Raw genomic sequence first — 19,822 nt, 5'->3', positions numbered from 1 at the left:
ATGCCAATTCCGTACCCTGACTGGTTGCCACTGGCACAGAAAGGGAAATCGCCAACCACCGATACCGGATTTCGCGTCGACCAGCCGACGGTCGGCGCGCCGGTATTCCAGAAATTAACCGACGACCTGAAGACCTCCTTCTCGTTGACGTGGATCTTCACACAGGACCAGCACCGGGCATTCATGCAGTGGTTGCGCAGCCCAAACTACCTCGACAACTGCAATCAGTGGTTCACGATGCCGCTTGGCACCGGGACCGGAGACACAGGCGTAGAGGTGCAGGAATTACACTTTCTCTCCTGGCCGTCATGGTCGCAGTCCGGTTCCATTTTCACGTGGAGCGGTGATGTCGTTGCGCGCGAGCTGGTTAACTCTGATGACGAGTTTGACGACATCATCATTGAGCTGCCGCCACCATGGGCCTCATGGCTGGATATCATTGTCACGGGCTATCCTGACGGGCGCGACCAGGAGAGTTTACCGAAGGTGCCATAATGCCGACGCTCAGAGAATTCCAGAGCCGAAGGCCAAACCGAATCCTGTACGAAACCATCACGTTTTACAGCCCGGTCTTTGGCTATATCAGGCTCGTTAATAACCAGATTTTCCCCAAAACGCTCGGCGGTCAGGTCTACACACCATGCAGAATGGAGTTAACAGAAAGCCAGCAGAGCAACACGCCCATCCTCGACAGCACCGTCAAATTTGGCCGCCTGGCGCAGGACTTCAAGCAACAGCTCAAACAGTGGAAAGCCTATTCGCGCATCACGCCTATCTCGGCGACATACCAGCAATTTGACGCAGCAGATATGTCCACGGCCATCAAGTCGTGGACGCTCTACGTCAGTGACTGCTCGATGGACGACAAGGACGTTACCTGCAACCTGACGCGCGTCAACCCGCTCAATCGTAACGTCGGGCGGCTGTACACCGTCGAAGAATATCCGGGGCTCCAGAATGCTTAAAGACGACTTCATCTCGCGGGTTGAGGGCATCCCATGGAGTAACCGAGCCTGCAGCTTTGACGCTGCTGACTGCTGGGGTCTGGTGGTCCTCTATTACCGCCACGTTCTGGGGATCGAGGTTCATCAGTCACCAGATTACGAATCCGGGCGCGACTTCATGACGTGCTATGACGCTGATGTCGTTTTCTGGCAGCCTGCAGCCACGTTCATCGAAGGCGGGATCTTCGTTGCCTGGGTTGGCAGTAAGCCGGTGCATGTTGGTCTGATTGTCGACGGTCGCGCGCTGCACAGCCGCGGGGAAAATGGACACGTCCGGTTCGACGCAATCAGGACCATTCAGAAGTTATTCACCAGAGTGGAGTTTTACACCTATGCCGGTAATCGAGATTCAGCGCGTTCCGGGGATGCCGAAGGACCGGGCGGTAGTTAAATCCGGCACCGTATTTTCGGAGTGGCTGGAGCAGGAAAGTTTTCACTGCGATATCCGCATCAACGTTAACGGCAAAGAACTGCAGCCTGATGATGAGATGGAGTTTGCACTTCAGGACGACGACCGGGTAATCATTTTCGACCAGCCGAAAAGTGGCGGTCTTGTCGGCACGCTGCTAAACCCGCTTGAGCATTTCAACCCGATAAAGTTCACCCAGAAGGTGCTGTCTTCGCTGATGCCGAAGCCAAACACCAACGCAGCCAGCGGGAACAGCAAAACCTCTCCGAACAACAGCCTGAAAGGGCAGACGAACATAGCGCGCAATGGCGAGGCGAAGCCGGACAATTTCGGCCAGGTTCGTTCCTTTCCGGATCTGGCTCAGGAGTCGCTATTCGAATATATCAGCAACCTGAAATACATCACTGAGCTGATGGTATTCGGTCTGGGGAAATACGATGTAACGTCTGTGCGTTTCTCAGAATCGAATCTTGGTTCTATGGCCGGCGCCAGCTACACAATTTACCAGCCGGGAGATGTCATTCCGATTGTGAATGAGGGCTACCAGTTCGACGATGTCGACGGGCAGGAGGTGCCAGGACTAAACGAGAGCGACGATTTCCCGATCGAGACTGCAACAGCAAACACAGTCATCAGTGGCGTGTATGCTGGCGGCCAGATAGCGATGAAAATCGTTAAACAGGCAGACTTTGACTACTTCGCTGACCTGACTTTCCCGCACCCGGTCACGTTCACTATCAACGTGACGTACCCAATCACCGGCGGGACGCGCACGGAAGACGTAACGCTTTCCGGCAGGCTCATCAGCTTCGCGGAGACTAACGATGGGTCAGTAGTCAGCCCTGTTTACTATTACACATTCACTTTCGACAACCTGAATGGCCCGTCAATCCCAATCCAGGACGCAACAATCAACACAACCAAGTTCATCCTGAACGATAACGCCGCGCTGATCGTCGGTCCGTTTTTCTCGCCGATACCCTCAAGTCAGCTGTGGCTGCATACGCAGTCCGGGCTCGGCGGGAACAGCGAAACGAACTGGGTGGTCAACATCTGGAAAGTGGACAATGACAACAACCTGATCCCCGGAACTGAACAGACGTTCACCTACCGGCAGACAACGCCGCACGACTACATGTCGGAGACGTTTAACCGGACCGACAAACTTACCCCGGCTGGCGGGTTTGGGCGCTATGCTATTACCTTCCAGAGGACCGATAACAGCAGCGACGCGAGCAAGTTGCAGGTCGAAGAGATTCATGCGGTAAACGTCAGGACGAACGTCGTTCACGCTGAAGATTCACTGGTGATGGTCAAGGTCCGGGCCACAGAGAACGCCACAAGCGGGCGAGACAGGAAGTACAACGCGCTAATCACCCGCCACGTCATCAGCTACAACATGACGACGCAGCAGGTCGACTACACGCTCAGGCCATCGCGCAAGTTTGCAGATATTGCGCTGTTTAACTGGCTGGTCGTCGGGCAGCAGCCGGAGTTGAGCATTGATATTTACGGTCTGTACCAGATCCAGGCTGAAATTGATGCTATCGACCCGCGACTCGGGTATTTCGACTATACGTTTGACGATGAGGATGTGTCGCTCGGTTCGCGCATGGAGACCATCTGTGACGCTGCCAGCGTCTCGGTTTACGACGACAACGGCGTGCTGTCATTCACCCGAGATAGCAAAAAGACGTCTGCGGCCACCATATTCAACCGCTCGAACACCAGGCCTGATGGCTACTCGCTCTCCTACGACATGACACTGCCTGGCGGCTATGATGGAGTGGAGGTGCAGTATCGTAACCCGGACACCAATAAGCAGGACTTTGTCAGGTACCGGATATCCGGCAATTCAATCATTGAAGGATCGCCGGCCAAAGCGAAGAAGTTCGAAATGCTGTACGTCAGGAATCGCTTCCAGGCCGATGAACGAGCGCTTCGGGAATGTAAGAGACTCATCTACTCTCGTATGACCATGCAGATCACAGCTATGGCAGACGGAGAATGGGTGAACATCGGCGATATGGTGCAGGTGCCGGACACATACGACACCAACCAGCAGGCCGGTTATATCGTGTCGCGGGTCGGGAATGACTTCGAGACGAGTGAACGAATCAACTTCTCCGGAACCATGTTTGTGCAGGTCACGGATTCATCCGGCGCCACTACTGCGCGATACCCGGCTTCTCCGCGTGCTGATACTGCGTTCGGCTTTACGGCAGCTATCCCGAATATCGAGCTCAACCTGTTTGATGGGGTAGATGTTCAATCACCATCCAGGTACGCCATCGCGACATCAGAAGAACTCGATGCAGGCAGATGGACGATTACTGCAAAACAGCCAGACGGAAAGGGCAGCACTGCGTTAACCCTCGCTGAGTACAGCGATCTGATTTACCAATAAGACCTATCCCGATCACCTCAACCCGGCCACTGCGCCGGGTTTTTTTATGGAATCAATATGGCTACGCAACCGACGCAAGATGCTGTACCAAGTGAATCACCTCGCGACCTGAAATTCAACGCGGGGAAAATTGACGAATTCGTTACATCGATGGGGTGGACATACACCGACCGATTCGGTGTGCAGCATTACACCATTGAAGGCATGCGCTGGCTTGCGCAGCAGGCTATTGCCGCATTTGGCTACATCACTCTGGATAGCTTTGAAGATGGAAATACGCTCACCCTCCCTAACCAGGTTCTTCGCCTTGAGGCGACAGGCGAATACTACCGCTGGGATGGTGCATTTCCAAAAGACGTTCCTGCTGGTTCAACGCCAGATTCTGCTGGTGGCGTAGGGGTAGGAAAGTGGCTCAGTGTAGGAGATGCTACTCTGCGCTCAGACCTTGCAGAAAGCGATGGTTTGAAGCTCACCGGTCAAAAGGTTAACTATGGAATTCCTTCCGGTTCGAGTTTAACGCGGGGGCTGATCTGGGCGTTTGATAAGATTAAGGGCTGGTTACGCGTAGGCGGATCTGATCTCGAACCACTTGACGACGAAAAAGACTTTTGGCGCGGACTGCCCTCTAAAAACTCATGGGGTGATCCTGCAAACATAGGTGACTATTCTGTTTCATTTGGCCGAAATGGGGCATCTTTTGCAGTTTATACCGCAACATTTGGTCATGACTGTGTGACCTATGGGGTGGCTTCCTTGGCTGGCGGTGCTGGCAGCGCGACAGGTAACCCGGATGACATCACCTCACCAAATGCTGAAGGGTACTGTTCTTTTGCATTCGGGAAAAATGTCATTGCCCTTGGCGCAAAGTCTGCAGCGCTCTGCGAAGAAACGGAAGCCAACTCGCGCGCTGCATTTGCAGCAGGGTACTTTACTCAGGCCAGGGCGGGATTCACTACTGACCCGGGAGGGGTGGCAAGCGATGGAATTGGCGCAACAGCGCTGGGTCACTCAACGAGAGCAGCGGGTGATGGTGCGTTTGCCGTTGGTCGTTATGCTCAGGCATACGGCGGTGCTATTGTCATCGGATCTGGCATTAACTCCGGCAACCAAGCTGTAAACTCAAGCACTAAATCCGTGGCAATCTTTGCCAATTCTGTCGTGCCTGCGATAACGGCAAAGGCGGCAGGTGGTGGTGTTACTGATATGCCGTTTGTTGGCGTTCATACGTTAGACCCAAAAGAGCCATTGGATGTTGCGATGCCCAACGGCACTAACGCCGCTTTCAGAATCACTGGAAGTGGCGGTGCAAAAATAAAGCTTCAGGGAACATCTAACACTGATACAGGGCTCGACATAGCCTCTCTTGAATGGACCAGCACTAATGGAGGGAGCGCGGTAGGAACCTTGAAGATCAACATGAACAACGGAGCGCAGAGCATTGAACTATCAGCTGATGGAATGGTGGCTTTGAAAAATGTTAAAACACTTGATGAAATATCCGGTGCCCCTGCGGGCACCATCTATAAAGATGCTTCAAACTTCCTGAAAATTGTTGTTTAAGAGAAGTCATCGCCAAGGAAGGCTGTGAGCAGCGCTTCTGCGATCACCCTGTGACCAAAATCGGCAGGGTGGTTAGCGCCATTACCTGTAATAGCGTAGATGTTTTTGCGCTGAAGCATCTGAACCCAGACGTTTGTTATATCGACAAATGTCACATGATTATATTTCAGAGATAACTTTTTCAACTCTTCGCTGTATAGCGGGAAATACTCTTTCTTCGGCAGCACCCACTCAGGATTCGGAAGGGTAGAAGAAAGCAGTACGATTCGCGCATGCTTATTTTTGCTTTTGATATTTTTTATCAGGGCATCGATGCTGAAATAGTATTCTTTTGGCGGTAGATCATTCGAATCGTTCATACCGAAAGAAATGATATAAACATCAGAATCAAGCTTCGTGAGTCTTCCGTCAGTGCTGTAGTAGGCGTTATTAGAGGTCCATCCCGGCACCGATGGGTTGTAGTAATGATATTTGCCGCCCTTCATCATAGACATGTAAGCAGACACCAGTCCGACATATGGTGGCTGATGTGGTTCTGAGTATATGTCGCTGGCATTCGCTCCGAAAGTAATGCTATCCCCGTAATACGTCACCTTCATTTCCTGCAGGCTTTTAACGTAATTACGTAAGTCTGTAACCCCGCCACTCATTTTCAGGTAAAGGCGATCTGCCTTCTTGTAAGACGCCGAAATCTGATATTTCTGGTATTCAGTCGTAACGTTGATGTTAAAGTTTTCATCTTCTTTCAGCGGCTTTTTAAATCCTGATTTAGCTACCGGGATAGCAGAGCCATCAGGGATTGCTATTTTGTCGCCTGATACCCTGAAATCGGTACCGTTATGATAGAGCTCACCGGTAGTCTGATTGAACATCATGACCGGGCCGGTAGGCCTGAACAGTAGTCTTTCGCGTTTAAAATCCTCAGATGCGTAAATAGTATCCGAATAAACGAATTTCCCACCAAAGAAAGAAGGGTGAATATTAAACTTATTCACAATGTAGTTGCTGCACTTTACATCCGTGCACGTCGTGTAGTCATCAGGTGCAGCTGGTATTTCAGCTGCGGCACAAAATGACACAGACAATAGTGAAGCAATAATTAATTTTTTCATTTAGCTTTTCCGTATGCTTTTTTCTTTATCCAGCCATTAACAGGCTTTTCAATAAACTTATAGCAGGCAAGGGCGATAACCTGGCAGTAGATGTAATAGACGATAACATAAGGAACTATGCTCACTGTCTTATCGAGGCCAAGTTGCGTCCAGATAAACAGAAATACCGGCGCTGAGATACCGTGAGACAGATACAGGCTGTAAGATGAGTCGCCAAGCAGCAAGAAAGTGCGGTTGTGAGGAATAACCCCTTCAAGGCTCAGAGCCGACCAGACAATCACGAACGCCGGGATGCCCCATGTCAGCAGTCGGGAATAATCGTTATAAGCAAAAACACCCGAGTTAGCGAAAGCAAAAAGCGGGAAGAAAGAAGCAATTCCTACCCACGCCAGCCACTTCGGCAGGACGCATCCTGCTGAGTACATGCGGTAAAGATACATACCGAGGATGAATTCGATAAACATCTGGCTGGACAGAGTTACCAGAACTTTGCTTTCACCGTGAGCCAGGGCGTTACCTGCGCCGAAAATTACCAGGGCGCAGACTGAATAAAACTCGAGTGAGTTGGCTTTTTTAATGCCAATCGCAAGAAGACCCGCAAGCAAGAAATAGAACAGGAATTCAAACTGCAAAGTCCAGCCGATTCCAAGAATTGGTGGCTTGTCGAAGTTCATGAACGTCATCGTTTTGATGATCCACATGAGGTCTAGCCGCGAGCCGTTGAAGATATATGCAAAATCTGCAGTAGGTTTGGATATAGCACCAGAATCAACCAGCCATGATATGAACACAACGACTAGTGTTGCCACAAGGTACAAAGGCCATATGCGAGTTATGCGGCGCTTTATGAAGCCCAGCGGCGTTAATTTTGGCGTCATGCCATCCTTATACAGCCCGCCGTAAATGATGTACGGCATGATAAAACCGCTGATGATGAAAAATATGTCAACACCAACACCACCAAGGTTTGTTATCTGTGGGGTAATGCCATAAACGGCAAGATTTGCGTGAGCATAAATCACGAGGAAGGCGGCCAGAAACCGCAAATACTGAATGTTGGCAATCATCATCAACTTTCTTGTCTGTTAAAAGGCGAGTGATTTTAACAGCTAAGAGTAATCCGATCATTCTCTTTGGTTTGAACATTGACCTACCTACCAACATTAATAATACTGTGTTTATGTACAGTTGATATGTGAGGTGATCATGCCAAGCACAGTAGACATGCACGCCGACTTTTTTGCGGCCGCAGAGCCATTCGCTCATCCTTCTGCACGTATTGTCGAAACGTCTGAAGGCTATGATGTCATTGAAAGTAGAATCCTGTTTAAGCGTGAAGACACATTGCTCATCTGGTTTTGTGGTCGCCAGCAGCATGCATATTGGGCTGGTGACGCGCTCATCACTGATGACGGTGAGGCCATCGAAGGCGATGCGCTTGATGATGTTCGCCTGGTTGGTGTAGTTACGCATACCATTTACCCGGTTTCCTCAGACGAAAACCCCTTCATGTAGTACCCAAAGTGAGCAATCGACACTCTTCCTGCTGAAATTTACAAATATCAAAAAGCTAATAGCGTTACAGGCTTAGAAACGAAGCGGCTAGGAAGTAGCCGCACAGAAACGAACGGGCATCTTGATCAGTACCTCAGTTAAAACTACTGTATATAAAAACAGTATTTGAGGTATGCATCATGGAGTTCTTCAGACCGGCAGAGTTACGCGAAATTATTGCTATCCCGCTTTTCAGCGATTTGGTGCAATGCGGGTTCCCCAGCCCGGCTGCTGATTACGTTGAGCAGCGTATTGATCTCAATGAGTTGCTGGTGTCCCATCCCAGCTCTACGTATTTCGTAAAAGCTGCCGGCGACTCGATGATTGAGGCCGGGATCAGCGACGGCGATCTGCTGGTGGTTGATAGCTCCCGGACTGCTGAGCATGGAGATATCGTCATCGCCGCGGTGGAAGGGGAGTTCACTGTTAAACGCCTGCAGCTGCGCCCTACTGTGCAACTCAATCCCATGAACAGCGCTTACTCACCGATTATTGTCGGTAGCGAGGACACTCTCGACGTTTTCGGTGTCGTGACTTTCATCGTCAAATCGGCGAGCTGAATATGTTTGCGCTCTGTGATGTGAATTCGTTCTACGCATCATGCGAGACCGTGTTCAGACCCGACCTGAGAGGGCGGCCGGTGGTCGTTCTGTCAAACAATGATGGGTGCGTAATCGCGCGCAGCGCGGAAGCCAAAGCGGTAGGCATAACGATGGGCGAGCCATTCTTCAAACAGAAAGAGCTATTCCGGCGCGCTGGCGTTGTCTGCTTCAGCAGCAACTATGAGTTGTATGCCGACATGTCGAACCGGGTAATGACGACGCTGGAGGAAATGAGCCCTCGCGTTGAAATTTACAGCATCGACGAAGCTTTTTGCGACCTGACTGGCGTTCGCAACTGCCGGGACCTGACTGACTTTGGAAAAGAGATCCGCGCTACGGTTCTGAAGCGGACGCATCTGACGGTCGGGGTTGGCATTGCGCAGACAAAAACACTCGCTAAGCTGGCAAATCATGCCGCCAAGAAATGGCAGCGGCAGACGGGCGGGGTAGTGGACCTGTCCAATATCGATCGCCAGCGCCGACTCCTTGCCCTGGTGCCAGTAGAGGATGTATGGGGCGTAGGCAGGCGCATCAGTAAGAAGCTTAACGCCATGGGCATTAAAACAGCTCTGGATCTCTCAGAACAAAGCACTTGGATTATCCGCAAACACTTCAACGTCGTGCTGGAAAGAACAGTGCGTGAGCTGCGCGGCGAGCCTTGTCTTGATCTGGAGGAGTTCGCGCCAGCAAAGCAAGAAATCGTGTGCAGCCGGTCATTTGGCGAACGCGTTACTGAGTACGAACAGATGCGGCAGGCTATCTGCAGCTATGCAGCGCGTGGGGCCGAAAAGCTTCGCGGCGAGCATCAGTACTGCCGCTTTATCTCTGCATTCGTGAAAACCTCTCCCTTTGCGCTTAATGAGCCGTATTACGGTAACAGTGCGTCCATGAAGCTTCTCACCCCCACTCAGGATTCCCGCGACATCATCAACGCTGCGGTAAAGTGCCTGGACAAAATCTGGAAGGATGGTCACCGGTACCAGAAAGCCGGCATTATGCTCGGGGACTTCTTCAGTCAAGGTGTGGCTCAGTTGAATCTTTTCGATGAGAACGCGCCGCGGGCCAGCAGCGAAAGGTTGATGGAAGTTCTCGATCACCTGAACGCTAAAGATGGAAAAGGCACACTCTATTTTGCCGGGCAGGGCATTCAGCAGCAATGGCAGATGAAGCGAGAAATGTTGTCACCGCGGTACACGACGAGATACTCTGATCTGCTCATAGTTAAGTAGTTTTTTCAAATGGATGGTTTGTTTTTTATAGTATGGAAATATAATATCATTATATAAAATGAAAAAAGATACATGGTGATTTGAATGATTACTTTTTTATTTGGTGCTGGTGCAAGTTTTGGGTCTGGAGAATGCACCCCAAATTGCCCTCCTCAAGGCAAACAACTCTTCGATGAGTTGGAAAAAATCAAGGGTAGTTTTCACTCAATTGAAGATAGTGTTAAGGACATTTTCCGGAGAGATGGATTCGAAGCCGGAATGGCATTGATACCCAATGATAGCAAAATCATTATTCCATTGCTTAGAGAGATGGCTTTGTATTTAAGTCGCTTCCACTCTACTACTAATAATGCATACTATTTGCTTTTTAGAGACCTAAAAAAGAAATTAAAAGATATAACAATTGCCACTTTGAATTATGACTTGCTAATAGAAAGATCTCTTGTCCTATGCGGTATAAATCCAACATGGAGTGATGGTGTTGAAGGAGTGAAAGTTTTAAAAGTACATGGCTCTTGTAACTTTTTGCCACAATTTCCAAGGGGTGTGACAATTGGCGGGAGTGCATACAATTTTGATGTTTTTATAGAAGGTTTACAAACACATGCTCTGATCACACAAGAAAAAATAGAAAATTGGTTTAATGATGGTAATAACTTTAGTTTAGCTCCGGCAATTGCAATGTATGAAGCTAAGAAGAGAGTGGTTATATCTAGAAGTATAGTTGATGTAATTCAAAGAGATTATCAAAGTGCGATACGGAAGTCTAATTTGGTAGTTGTGGTGGGTGCTAATTATGTTCCTCATGACAAACATATTTGGGAGTGTATGGAGAAGAGCAATTGTTCGGTTTTTATTGTTGACCCTTATCCTAGCAAAGAAATGAAAGAGTGGCTTGAGATATCCAAGAAAAATAAATATAAAGTTATTAGAAAAGGTTTTTATGATTCAGTTTATGATATAGTTGATAATGTTAATGGATTTAGATTAAGGAAATAAAAGCACTCTATTGTTTTGTTGCTCCAAGCAATAATAAAGCCACGGCAGTGAAATGGCTTAAAATATCTAAATATTGTACCTGCCTTTATTTAAAGCATTTAATAAAATTTCTCTAATAAGTCCTTTTGTTGATTTTTCACATTCCCCACGGCGGGCGTCACGGCGTGCCAGATAAACTTGTCGGCTGGCACGGCGCCGTCTGCAGCTATCTCTTCAGCTTCTTTCCCGCCTATGTCCTGACGCATCCATTCCCGGGCCGCTTCTGGCGACAGAACCAAAGGCCGGCGGTCGTGAATGTCGACCAGGCCTTTATCTGCTGCAGACGTGACAATCAGGAAGCCTTCCGCTTCGTCACCGCGTTCGAACGGCGTGCTGCCAATCGCCGCCATGAATATTGGCTGACCATCGGCCCGGTGGATGAAGTAGGGTTGTTTCTTGTCGCCTTCCTTTTTCCATTCGAACCAACCGTCGGCGAAGCAGATTGCCCGGCCATGCTGCCAGAGAGGTTTGAACATGCGGCTCGTTGCCGCGGTTTCGACGCGTGCGTTTATCAGAGGTGCTTTATCCCACCACCCTGGTGCGTAACCCCAGAACACCGGGTCGAGGTGCAACAGCTCATCGCGTTCGCTCAGCAGCAGAACTTTGGTGCCGGGTGCGACGTTGTACCGGCTAATAGGTTCAGGATCATAGGCAATATCGCGATCGGCTTCATCGGCCAAATAGGCAAGATATTCTTCACGGGTTTGGGCTTGTGCAAAACGTCCACACATAGAAACCTCCAGTCAGTCAGACTGAAAGTATAGGGCAGGGAGAAAAAGTAGCGCGCGCTGGTTAAGTCTTACAAACGGATTCGGGGCGATTATGCTGATGGGGATGAAATGCGTAAAGCGACGTGTTGCGAAACTGGAAGGAGCTACGCAAAAGAGGGGAAGTTTTCGGATCAGAGCGATCCCGAAGTTCACTCGTCGCTCACTCGAATAAGATGGCAACGGTTTGATCTTGAATGGATCTATTGGTAAGCATTGAAACCCGTATTTAACGGGTTTCTGACATGTAACTTCATGAATTATATAAAAAAGGGCTGGTTGTAGCGGAAACAGGAATCGTATTCGGTCTCTTTTTATCTGCATGAAAATAAACGATAAAATCCGGTTTTCGTCTCAGCAGAAGGTTCACTTCCTGTGCGCCTGCTTCAAACATACCACAACCCGGCAGGCGTAAGTCCAGTCCTTTTTGGCTGTTTTGTTAAATTTTTGTTTGTATTTTGCCTGAGACGACTGCGGGATCAATGCGCGCATGTACGGAAGCCGCAATATCATCAAGTAACGCAAAGCGGCGACGGTATTCGGCGCGTTTTTTGCTGGCAATCTCCTCCAGTGCTTTACGCTCCATCTGGAGCGGCAACTGCCAGCAGAAGGGGGAGAGTTTCTTTCCGTTCAGGCCTTCCCAGAACTCGTCGTAGCTGGCGTGAAAATGACGCCCTTTGCTCAGACGGTAGCGCAGCGCGCGGAAAACATGGCCTTCATCGCTGACGGCAAAAATCGCGCTGATGTTCGAGCGTGAGGCAAGCTGGAAGATCACCTCCATCAGCACGCGTTTCGGGAAAAGCCCATGGCAGGCACGGGTAGCCTGCTTAATCACCTCCCGTGAAACATGACGACGTGGACCCTGGAGGCCGCCGATCACCAGCACCATACGGCCGTTACTGCGTGCGACACAGAACGTCAGGCTGGCAAGCAGCGTGTTCTCATTGTCATGCAGCCAAAGCGTGCTTTCGCCTTCACGTTCAGCCTTACCTGCGGACGAGGCGTGGACGGTATAGATTTGGCCGTTTTTTGCCTCGAACCGGACAACCGGCACCTCTTGCGGATTGGTCAGCGCGTGGGCGAGGGCGGTATTTGTCAGACTATCAATCCACTGATAGTGGCTGACGATAGCATCGGCCCGGTCGTTTGAGTTCAGGCCACGCATCAGATACTGGCGGTGAGTTTTGCTCGGCAAGGTAATTTGAGAGGTGAGCAGCCTGTCGAAATCATCGCGCCCGGATAGCGCCTCCAGCATGCGATGGGTGGAGGACCAGAATAAAAGCGAGCGCAGAAGGAACTTTAACCGGTAATCACGTTTGTGCCAGATTGGGCCGGGAACGCGTTTCCCTCTCACCAGTTCAGAAATAATATTTGTGCGATGCGGATAAAAAACATCGTTTTGCAGGTGTATGTTTGACACGTGAAAATCCCTCTTTTTATTCCGCATTATTTTAAAGGCCAGGGAATAAGGGATTAATAGCGCAGCGATCTTTATTTCCGGCTGGTTTATGGTTTGTTTGGATTCGCGATATCCAACGCCAGCGCATGACATTTTCTGTGGCAGCTATACTTCTTACAGGAGGCGTTATGTATCAGAAAATAGAGGGAGAACACTGGCGTCATGTCTGGGTTGTCAGCGATATTCATGGTTGCTATCAGTGGCTTATGGATGAGCTTAAACGACGGCATTTTAATCCTGCTGCGGATCTGCTTATCTCGGTGGGGGATATTATCGACCGCGGTCCCGACAGCGTGAAATGTTTACAGTTGATGCAGGAAAAGTGGTTTTATGCGGTACGCGGTAATCACGAGCAAATGGCGTTAGATGCGCTTGAAAATAATGATTTTAGTCTCTGGAAGATAAATGGCGGTAACTGGTTTACCGGGCTTACGGTCGCTCAACAAAAGCAGGCGAAGGATTTACTCGACGCGTGTCGGGACTTACCACACATTATTGAAATAACCTGCAAAAACGGGCTGAACGTGATTGCTCATGCGGATTATCCCGCCGCCGAATATGCCTGGCATAAGCCGGTAGATGCCCAGCGGGTGCTGTGGGATCGCGACCGGTTAATGGGCTTTATGGTGGGTAGAGGGCAGGGCATTAGCGGCGCGGATCACTTCTGGTTCGGACATACGCCTGTGGACAAGCGCTACGATTTCAACAATCTGCACTACATTGATACGGGAGCGGTGTTCGGGGGCTTTCTGACGCTGGCGCAGCTTCAGTAATAAATAACCCGCCTTCGGGCGGGTTCTCTTTGGGTTATGCAAGACGCAAGACCCAGGCATCGGTTTTACTGTCGTAATGTTCACGGTACAGAACGGAATGTTCCCCATCAAGGATCGCCGGGACGCTGGTATCTGCATCCCAGGCGTCCAGTTGCATGCACAAATCCGGATCGGATTTGCAGGGAATACTTAACGTTCGTTCGCCTTGTGCTTCGCCGCGCAATTCAGCGTCGTCGATTTCAAAAGCGCCAATGCGTACGCTGGTTTTCGTCATAATGCTCTCCGGTTTGTTGCCCAAAATCTGGTATGACCAGTGCAGTCATCCATTTTTGATCCTAGACAAGGAGAGAGAAATCGCCAGTAAAAAAATGCGTTTTTTCAGTCAGTGCGGCTGTTACCGGTAAACAGGCGACCATCGCGTACCAGTTCACGCGGATAGCTGTTTTTCAGCCGCGAGCCGACTTTTTTCGCCAGCCCGAGCGGATAGCCCTGATACGTCACGATGACTTCATCCTGTGACGGGCCGTCTTCCGGGTAAACGTCACGACCGCGATACCACTCTTCCGCTTCATGATGCGTCAGGGCGAAGGTGTTCTCATTGCCTGCCAGCGCAATGACCGCTTCGTGCTGCCAGCGATAGCCTTTGTTGTGGATCTCCGCCAGGCGAATACCGAGGCGGGAGAAACGCACCTTACCAATCAGCGGTTCGATGTTGACCGGGAACAGCCACAGCTCTTTGTCACGCATCCAGAGGCGCAGGCTCTCATCCCAGTGCAGTCCCACTTTGCTGGCAGCCGCTTGCGCCTGTGCCGCCTCACGGCCTTTGACCGGCGTGAACGGGAAGTTGCCGACCTTAAACTTAGGGACAGGCAGCGGATCGACGGCGCGGGTTTTACGCAGTCGTGCGACAAAGAACCCCTCGCAATCGTAAATCTGCGGGAAGACGTGCAGGAAGCCTTCAGGGGTGGCCGCGTGACTGGCCGAATCGAAGAGGGTGTCTAGCGGCAGAAACTCGACGGCATCCGCATAGCGTTGCCTGAGCCACAGGCAGACGTCCTCGTTTTCATCGCGGTTCAGCGTGCAGGTGGAGTAAACCAGCGTTCCACCGGGGCGCAGGGCATGAAACGCACTGTCGATCAGTTCACGCTGCGTGGCGGCGATCTCCAGGTTGCTTTCAACGGACCAGTTTTTTAACGCATCAGGATCTTTACGCACTACGCCTTCGCCGGAGCAGGGCGCGTCGAGCAGGATGGCATCAAAAGCTTCCGGCAAGGCAGCGCCAAACACGCGACCGTCGAAGTGTGTTAACGCGACGTTGTGGATCCCGCAGCGGCTGATATTGGCGTGCAGGACTTTGACGCGGCTGGCGGAAAATTCGTTGGCGAGGATCGCGCCGCGGTTGTTCATCCGGGCGGCAATTTGCGTGGTTTTAGAGCCCGGTGCCGCCGCGACATCCATCACCCGCTCAGGCTGGTTTCCGTCGGCAAACAGCGCGGCAACCGGCAGCATGGAGCTGGCCTCCTGAATATAAAACAGCCCGCTCAGGTGCTCGGCGGTGCTGCCGAGCGGCAGGCTCTCCTCGTCATCCCGCTCGATCCAGAACCCTTCCTCACACCACGGCACCGGCGTCAGCTGCCAGCCGTAGGAGGAGACGAGATCCAGAAACGCTCCGACGCTGATTTTCAGCGTATTGACGCGAATACTTCGACGCAAAGGGCGCTGGCAGGCGGCGACGAAATCGTCGAAAGAGAGATGAGCAGGAAGCGCCTCGCGCATCTGTGCGAGGAATTGTTCAGGAAGAAATACGGAGTTTTGAGCCACGGGCACACCACAGGGAAACATTCAGGCGCGCAGTGTAACATAAAGGCTCCGGCGCGTTGACACCGGAGCCTGCGAGATTAACGCGGCAGCGCCGTTCCCCATTCGCGCCACTCTTTCGGTTCACTTTCCAGCAGCAGGAAGTGTTTTCCTGCCTGCGCCTTAGGCGCCAGAGGCGTGCCAGGCGGCGTCGCGAAGGCAATGCCGCCGCGAATGAACTGGTTAAAGGTCCCCGTTTTGACCACGCCACCGGTCAGGCCGAAGTCCAGCGAGTAGCCTGAAGCGAGCCAGAACACTGAGTTGTTGCGAACCAGATGCTGATAACGCTGGCTGATGCGCAGGCCAACCATCACGCGATCGGACAGATTACCCAGCGTCAGGCTTGTTACTGTCCCCACTTCAATACCGCGGAACAGGACCGGCGTACCGATGCCCAGCGAACCGGCTTCCGGTACTTCAACCACAATGCTCAGACCGTCCAGATAACGGGAATCGGTGATGGTCGCCTCCTGCAACTCAAACTCACGACGCGCGTTGCCCCGACCCGGTTCAACGTTAATGTACGGCTGAAGTATGGTGTCGAGATGCTCAACCCCTGCGGCAGAAATTTGCGGCGTAACCACCGAGAAGCGCGAGCCTGCCCGGGCGAACGTCTGTACATATTCCGGATAAAGCACGGCGGTAGCCTGAACTTCATTGCGCGCGGTGATCAGCGTCAGCTTCTGAACCTGCCCGATATCAATTCCGAGATAGCGGATAGGCATGCCTTCTGCCAGTTTACCGGCATCAAAGGTGTGCAGGGTAATCTGTCCCCCGACGGCGCGCGCCGCGGTTTCAGACGGGAAGAGGATCCGCTTGTCACCTTTACGCATGTTGCCGCCCGCGCCGCTCAGGTTATCGAAGCTGATCGCACCGCGCAGGGCACGGGAGAGGGGAGACGCCTGTACGGTCAGCCCGTTGCCATTGAGCTGCACTTTCGCGCCGCCTTCAGCCCAGAACACGCTGTTTGGCGTGAGCAGCTTGCGATACTCCGGCTTGATATGCAGTTCGATATCAAACGCGTCCGCACGAGGACGAACGGTGATCACTTCTCCGACCTCAAACTTACGATAAAGCACGACGGAGCCTGCCTGGACATCCGGCAGCGTTTCAGCGCTTAAGGTCAGCGTGGTGGTCGGCAGGTCGCCGAGGCTGTTTTCAATGGCTTTGTCCAGATTGGCGAACAGTGGATAGCTCTCACGCAGCGCGCCTTTGCTGCCCGGCAGAATGCGGATCCCGCCGTTAACCCACTCGCTGGCGCTGGCGCCGAGGAACTCAACGCCGTCCAGACCCACCTTCACGTCGACCCGGCTGTTCACCACAAATTTACTGTCGCCGTGCACAAGGTTGCCGTACTGCGGATCGATGGCGGCGGAGAAGGAGACCCCTTTTTCCGTCAGCTTTCGTTCCAGAACCTGACCCACCTGCACACCGTGCAGGATTAGCGGTTGACCGGCTTCGATACCATAGCTTTCCGGCGCATTCAGCTTAACCGTCAACACGCCCGGTTTTTGCAGCAGAGCTTTATCCGCCGGCGCGATGACAAAGTTTTTATTCGGCGCACCTTCACCGGGGATCAGCTCAAAGGTGCTTCCCGTCAGCAGGGAACTGATGCTAGCGTCGCTGAGGGAGAGCTTCGGATTACGCAGCTCGATGCGTGTTTTTTCCCGCAGGAGGTCCACAACGCTCGGATCCACCGTCATTTCGCCGGTAACGGAGCCGCCCGCGTTGAGGGTTAATTTTGTCAGTTGCCCGACCTCTAAACCCTGGTACATCAGCGGGGTCGAACCGGCTTTCAGGCCTTTGGCATCCGGCAGGGTCAACTTGACGATGACACCGCGCTGGCTGTGCGCCAGGTCGGCGTACAGACCAAAGGTATCCTCTGCGGCGGCAGGGCTGGAGTCAGCAGGTGAGTCGAAGGCGATAGCGCCATTCACCAGCGCCGCCAGGCTCTCAAGCTTCACTTTCGCACCGCTTAAGCTCAGGTCAGCATCGACGCCGGAGACGTTCCAGAAGCGGCTGCCTTTTTTTACCAGGTTGGTAAAACGGCGATCGATCAGTACATCAATGGTCACGCCATCTTTGTTCGGGTTAATGGCGTAGTCGTAAACGCGGCCAACCGGAATTTTGCGGAAATAGACCAGAGAACCACTGTTCAGCGAGCCCAAATCCGGCGCGCGGAGGTGGATCATCAGATCGCCGTTATTCAGCCGATATTTCGGCTGGGTATCCAGCGCAACAAAGTGATCCTGTGGCTCACCTTTGCCAGGCATCATGCCGATATAGTTACCGCCCACAAGCGCATCCAGCCCGGAAACGCCAGCCAGGGAGGCTTTAGGCGTGACCAGCCAGAACTGCGTTTCGGCGCGCAGGGCATCCTGCATGTCAGACTTAATGCTTGCCCGGACCTGGATTTTGTTCAGCCCTTTGCCGAGGGAAATATCCTGCACGGTACCCACTTCCACCCCCTGGAAGCGAACGGGGGTACGTCCGGCGACAATGCCGTCCGCAGACTGGAAATCAATCGTGATGGTACTTCCGCGATCTTCATAGCTCGTCCAGATAAGCCAGCCTGCGATCATCAGCGCGATGACAGGCAGCAACCAGAATGGCGAAATGCGGCGTTTTGTTTTAATTCTCGCTTCAGTCGGCGAAGCGGGCGTTTCCTGACTCATGTGCGTCCCAAAGTAAGCGGCTGTCCAGCCATTCCACTGCAAGAATAGTCAATATCACCGCAGAGCCGAAATAAAAAGCTGCGGGTCCCATGGTAAAAGCAAGTAACTGATCGCGATTGATGAGCGACATCATCAGCGAAATCACGAACAGATCCAACATCGACCAGCGACCAATCCAGGTCACGAATCGCAGAAGCAGGATACGGGTGCGTAGTCCTTGTTCGCATTTAAAGTGAATGCTGATAAGCAGCGTAAACATCACCACCACTTTGGTAAAGGGCACCAGAATACTGGCGATGAACACAATGGCGGCAACCCCCACGTTACTGTGCGCCAGAGAGATAATCCCCGAAAGGATAGTATCTTCCTGTCGGGCGCCGTTCACATAAATTACGGAGATCGGCAGCATATTGGCCGGGAATAAAAATATCAGTGAGGCGATAAGCGCCGCCCAGCATTTTTGCAGGCTGTTGTTGCGCCGCAATCTTAACGGAATGTGGCAGCGAGGACACCTCCCGCGTTTATCCGGAAAACCGGTGTAATGGCACCCCAGGCAGACGCGCAGGTTTTCATCAGGCCGGGTCGCGGGACGCTGAGGGTAAAATCGCTCCCAAAGCTGTTCAACATTCAGATGAATCAGGGTCAAAATACTCAGCAGGACCAGTGAAATAAACGCAAAAAGGCCAATGCCGGGTTGTAAAAACGCATAATCCTGCACCTTAATGGAGGCCACGCCGACGCCCACCAGATAGATGTCCAGCATCACCCACTCCTTGAGCTTTTCTAGCATGAGCAGGACAGGGCGCAGGTTCATCCCCAGAATGTTGCCAAACCACAGGTAGGCAATTGCCGCGACCAGCACCAGCGGCGCGCCGACGACGCAGAACAGCACCATAGCGCCGGTGAGCGGATCGCCCTCGCGCGTCATCTGCCAGATCCCCTGCAATACGTTAGCGTCAATACGCACGCCAAGCAGGTAGAGCTTTAACAGCGGCTCGGTCCAGGCGAACGGCATCAGCAGCAGCATGGTAACCGCCATTGCCGCCAGACGCGTCAATGACCAGTCCCGGCCATCGCGAATTTTGGCATCGCAGCAAGGGCAAAAAGCACTTTGGTGCGATTTCATCTTCGGCAACATAAAAAGCGTATCGCACTGGGGACAACGCTGATAATGTGCACGAGGCAGAGCCTGGCTTACCGTACGGACAACGATCTTTCTTGTCGGCGTAATTTGGGGTGTTTTTAGGGCCATCAGTCGCACACAGATAAGTATTGTTGAAAGTTATAATAACTCATGAACGGATTCATCTTGAGCATGAGCGCATTTAATGCTTATTTTAATAGGCTATGCGGTAATTATGTAAGATAACTAAGTG

At 51.9% G+C, this 19,822-nt stretch carries 17 protein-coding genes and 1 pseudogene; 10 read left to right on the top strand and 8 right to left on the bottom strand.

Annotated elements, in window-relative coordinates; genetic code table 11:
* The 5 genes and pseudogenes from ACQG2Q_RS13945 to ACQG2Q_RS13925 all read left to right on the top strand — a co-directional run.
* Complete coding sequence (locus ACQG2Q_RS13945; RefSeq protein WP_096216894.1) at positions 1 to 495, top strand: hypothetical protein; 495 nt, start codon at positions 1 to 3, stop codon at positions 493 to 495.
* Positions 495 to 965, top strand: a complete 471-nt coding sequence (locus tag ACQG2Q_RS13940) for a hypothetical protein (RefSeq protein WP_426759223.1) — start codon at positions 495 to 497, stop codon at positions 963 to 965. Before ACQG2Q_RS13945 ends, ACQG2Q_RS13940 begins: the two co-directional genes overlap by 1 nt.
* Positions 958 to 1,395 carry an NlpC/P60 family protein gene (locus ACQG2Q_RS13935; RefSeq protein ID WP_096216895.1) on the top strand — a complete coding sequence of 146 codons (438 nt, stop codon included), beginning with the start codon at positions 958 to 960 and terminating at the stop codon, positions 1,393 to 1,395. Before ACQG2Q_RS13940 ends, ACQG2Q_RS13935 begins: the two co-directional genes overlap by 8 nt.
* On the top strand, positions 1,337 to 3,820 hold the full coding sequence (locus ACQG2Q_RS13930) for a host specificity factor TipJ family phage tail protein (RefSeq protein ID WP_096216896.1): 2,484 nt from the start codon (positions 1,337 to 1,339) through the stop codon (positions 3,818 to 3,820). Before ACQG2Q_RS13935 ends, ACQG2Q_RS13930 begins: the two co-directional genes overlap by 59 nt.
* Positions 3,821 to 3,877: 57 nt before the next feature.
* Positions 3,878 to 4,297 (top strand): annotated as a pseudogene (locus tag ACQG2Q_RS13925) (hypothetical protein); the annotation flags it as partial.
* A gap of 1,079 nt (positions 4,298 to 5,376) precedes the next feature.
* On the opposite strand, the gene ACQG2Q_RS13920 reads toward ACQG2Q_RS13925, so the two are convergent.
* A complete protein-coding gene (locus tag ACQG2Q_RS13920; protein ID WP_199004918.1) occupies positions 5,377 to 6,492 on the bottom strand; it encodes an SGNH/GDSL hydrolase family protein in 1,116 nt (371 codons plus the stop codon).
* Positions 6,489 to 7,562 (bottom strand): acyltransferase family protein, encoded by a 1,074-nt coding sequence (locus tag ACQG2Q_RS13915; RefSeq protein ID WP_096216747.1) that lies wholly within the window; start codon positions 7,560 to 7,562, stop codon positions 6,489 to 6,491. The genes ACQG2Q_RS13920 and ACQG2Q_RS13915 overlap by 4 nt, the downstream gene beginning before the upstream one ends.
* A gap of 136 nt (positions 7,563 to 7,698) precedes the next feature.
* Here ACQG2Q_RS13915 and ACQG2Q_RS13910 point away from each other — a divergent pair, with 136 nt between their 5' ends.
* The 4 genes from ACQG2Q_RS13910 to ACQG2Q_RS13895 all read left to right on the top strand — a co-directional run bounded on the left by ACQG2Q_RS13910 (position 7,699) and on the right by ACQG2Q_RS13895 (position 10,876).
* The gene (locus ACQG2Q_RS13910) at positions 7,699 to 8,007 is read left to right on the top strand and encodes a hypothetical protein (protein WP_142977116.1); all 309 of its coding nucleotides are present in this window, start codon (positions 7,699 to 7,701) and stop codon (positions 8,005 to 8,007) included.
* A 179-nt stretch (positions 8,008 to 8,186) separates the two neighbouring features.
* Positions 8,187 to 8,606: a translesion error-prone DNA polymerase V autoproteolytic subunit gene (locus ACQG2Q_RS13905; RefSeq protein ID WP_032657156.1), complete on the top strand. Its 420-nt coding sequence runs from the start codon at positions 8,187 to 8,189 to the stop codon at positions 8,604 to 8,606.
* Positions 8,607 to 8,608: 2 nt separating this feature from the next.
* Positions 8,609 to 9,877, top strand: a complete 1,269-nt coding sequence (locus ACQG2Q_RS13900; protein WP_271079879.1) for a Y-family DNA polymerase — start codon at positions 8,609 to 8,611, stop codon at positions 9,875 to 9,877.
* An 84-nt stretch (positions 9,878 to 9,961) separates the two neighbouring features.
* On the top strand, positions 9,962 to 10,876 hold the full coding sequence (locus ACQG2Q_RS13895; RefSeq protein WP_271079880.1) for a hypothetical protein: 915 nt from the start codon (positions 9,962 to 9,964) through the stop codon (positions 10,874 to 10,876).
* A 98-nt stretch (positions 10,877 to 10,974) separates the two neighbouring features.
* On the opposite strand, the gene ACQG2Q_RS13890 is transcribed toward ACQG2Q_RS13895, so the two are convergent.
* Together ACQG2Q_RS13890 and ACQG2Q_RS13885 are read right to left on the bottom strand one after the other, a co-directional pair.
* On the bottom strand, positions 10,975 to 11,646 hold the full coding sequence (locus ACQG2Q_RS13890; RefSeq protein ID WP_199004860.1) for an SOS response-associated peptidase: 672 nt from the start codon (positions 11,644 to 11,646) through the stop codon (positions 10,975 to 10,977).
* 475 nt (positions 11,647 to 12,121) lie between these two features.
* Positions 12,122 to 13,102, bottom strand: coding sequence for a VirK/YbjX family protein (locus ACQG2Q_RS13885; protein WP_063849161.1), 981 nt, complete (start codon positions 13,100 to 13,102; stop codon positions 12,122 to 12,124).
* A gap of 167 nt (positions 13,103 to 13,269) precedes the next feature.
* On the opposite strand from ACQG2Q_RS13885, the gene pphA reads away from it, so the two are divergent.
* The gene (pphA, locus tag ACQG2Q_RS13880) at positions 13,270 to 13,914 is read left to right on the top strand and encodes a protein-serine/threonine phosphatase (RefSeq protein ID WP_063849160.1); all 645 of its coding nucleotides are present in this window, start codon (positions 13,270 to 13,272) and stop codon (positions 13,912 to 13,914) included.
* A 34-nt stretch (positions 13,915 to 13,948) separates the two neighbouring features.
* Here pphA and ACQG2Q_RS13875 read toward each other — a convergent pair whose 3' ends face one another.
* From ACQG2Q_RS13875 to yebS, 4 genes are all read right to left on the bottom strand, one after another.
* On the bottom strand, positions 13,949 to 14,188 hold the full coding sequence (locus ACQG2Q_RS13875) for a YebV family protein (protein WP_006811010.1): 240 nt from the start codon (positions 14,186 to 14,188) through the stop codon (positions 13,949 to 13,951).
* A gap of 104 nt (positions 14,189 to 14,292) precedes the next feature.
* Entirely contained in the window at positions 14,293 to 15,756 is a 1,464-nt protein-coding gene (rsmF, locus tag ACQG2Q_RS13870) for a 16S rRNA (cytosine(1407)-C(5))-methyltransferase RsmF (protein ID WP_063849159.1), read from the bottom strand.
* Between the two features lie 56 nt (positions 15,757 to 15,812).
* Complete coding sequence (locus tag ACQG2Q_RS13865; protein WP_022648460.1) at positions 15,813 to 18,446, bottom strand: PqiB family protein; 2,634 nt, start codon at positions 18,444 to 18,446, stop codon at positions 15,813 to 15,815.
* Complete coding sequence (gene yebS, locus ACQG2Q_RS13860; protein WP_022648459.1) at positions 18,415 to 19,698, bottom strand: membrane integrity lipid transport subunit YebS; 1,284 nt, start codon at positions 19,696 to 19,698, stop codon at positions 18,415 to 18,417. The genes ACQG2Q_RS13865 and yebS overlap by 32 nt, the downstream gene beginning before the upstream one ends.
* Between the last annotated feature and the right edge of the window lie 124 nt (positions 19,699 to 19,822).

The organism is Enterobacter cloacae complex sp. 370H10 (genome assembly GCF_050031535.1).
Lineage (GTDB): Bacteria > Pseudomonadota > Gammaproteobacteria > Enterobacterales > Enterobacteriaceae > Enterobacter > Enterobacter intestinihominis.
Note: the sequence above shows the minus strand (reverse complement) of the source record. Positions and strands in the feature narration are given on the sequence as shown.

What these genes read in the sequence shown, in the direction of transcription:
- ACQG2Q_RS13945 (WP_096216894.1), top strand. Translation starts at nt 1, where the DNA reads ATGCCAATTCCGTACCCTGACTGGTTGCCACTGGCACAGAAAGGGAAA.
- ACQG2Q_RS13940 (WP_426759223.1), top strand. Translation starts at nt 495, where the DNA reads ATGCCGACGCTCAGAGAATTCCAGAGCCGAAGGCCAAACCGAATCCTG.
- ACQG2Q_RS13935 (WP_096216895.1), top strand. Translation starts at nt 958, where the DNA reads ATGCTTAAAGACGACTTCATCTCGCGGGTTGAGGGCATCCCATGGAGT.
- ACQG2Q_RS13930 (WP_096216896.1), top strand. Translation starts at nt 1,337, where the DNA reads ATGCCGGTAATCGAGATTCAGCGCGTTCCGGGGATGCCGAAGGACCGG.
- ACQG2Q_RS13920 (WP_199004918.1), bottom strand. Translation starts at nt 6,492, where the DNA reads ATGAAAAAATTAATTATTGCTTCACTATTGTCTGTGTCATTTTGTGCC.
- ACQG2Q_RS13915 (WP_096216747.1), bottom strand. Translation starts at nt 7,562, where the DNA reads ATGATGATTGCCAACATTCAGTATTTGCGGTTTCTGGCCGCCTTCCTC.
- ACQG2Q_RS13910 (WP_142977116.1), top strand. Translation starts at nt 7,699, where the DNA reads ATGCCAAGCACAGTAGACATGCACGCCGACTTTTTTGCGGCCGCAGAG.
- ACQG2Q_RS13905 (WP_032657156.1), top strand. Translation starts at nt 8,187, where the DNA reads ATGGAGTTCTTCAGACCGGCAGAGTTACGCGAAATTATTGCTATCCCG.
- ACQG2Q_RS13900 (WP_271079879.1), top strand. Translation starts at nt 8,609, where the DNA reads ATGTTTGCGCTCTGTGATGTGAATTCGTTCTACGCATCATGCGAGACC.
- ACQG2Q_RS13895 (WP_271079880.1), top strand. Translation starts at nt 9,962, where the DNA reads ATGATTACTTTTTTATTTGGTGCTGGTGCAAGTTTTGGGTCTGGAGAA.
- ACQG2Q_RS13890 (WP_199004860.1), bottom strand. Translation starts at nt 11,646, where the DNA reads ATGTGTGGACGTTTTGCACAAGCCCAAACCCGTGAAGAATATCTTGCC.
- pphA (WP_063849160.1), top strand. Translation starts at nt 13,270, where the DNA reads ATGTATCAGAAAATAGAGGGAGAACACTGGCGTCATGTCTGGGTTGTC.
- ACQG2Q_RS13875 (WP_006811010.1), bottom strand. Translation starts at nt 14,188, where the DNA reads ATGACGAAAACCAGCGTACGCATTGGCGCTTTTGAAATCGACGACGCT.
- rsmF (WP_063849159.1), bottom strand. Translation starts at nt 15,756, where the DNA reads ATGTTTCCCTGTGGTGTGCCCGTGGCTCAAAACTCCGTATTTCTTCCT.
- ACQG2Q_RS13865 (WP_022648460.1), bottom strand. Translation starts at nt 18,446, where the DNA reads ATGAGTCAGGAAACGCCCGCTTCGCCGACTGAAGCGAGAATTAAAACA.
- yebS (WP_022648459.1), bottom strand. Translation starts at nt 19,698, where the DNA reads ATGGCCCTAAAAACACCCCAAATTACGCCGACAAGAAAGATCGTTGTC.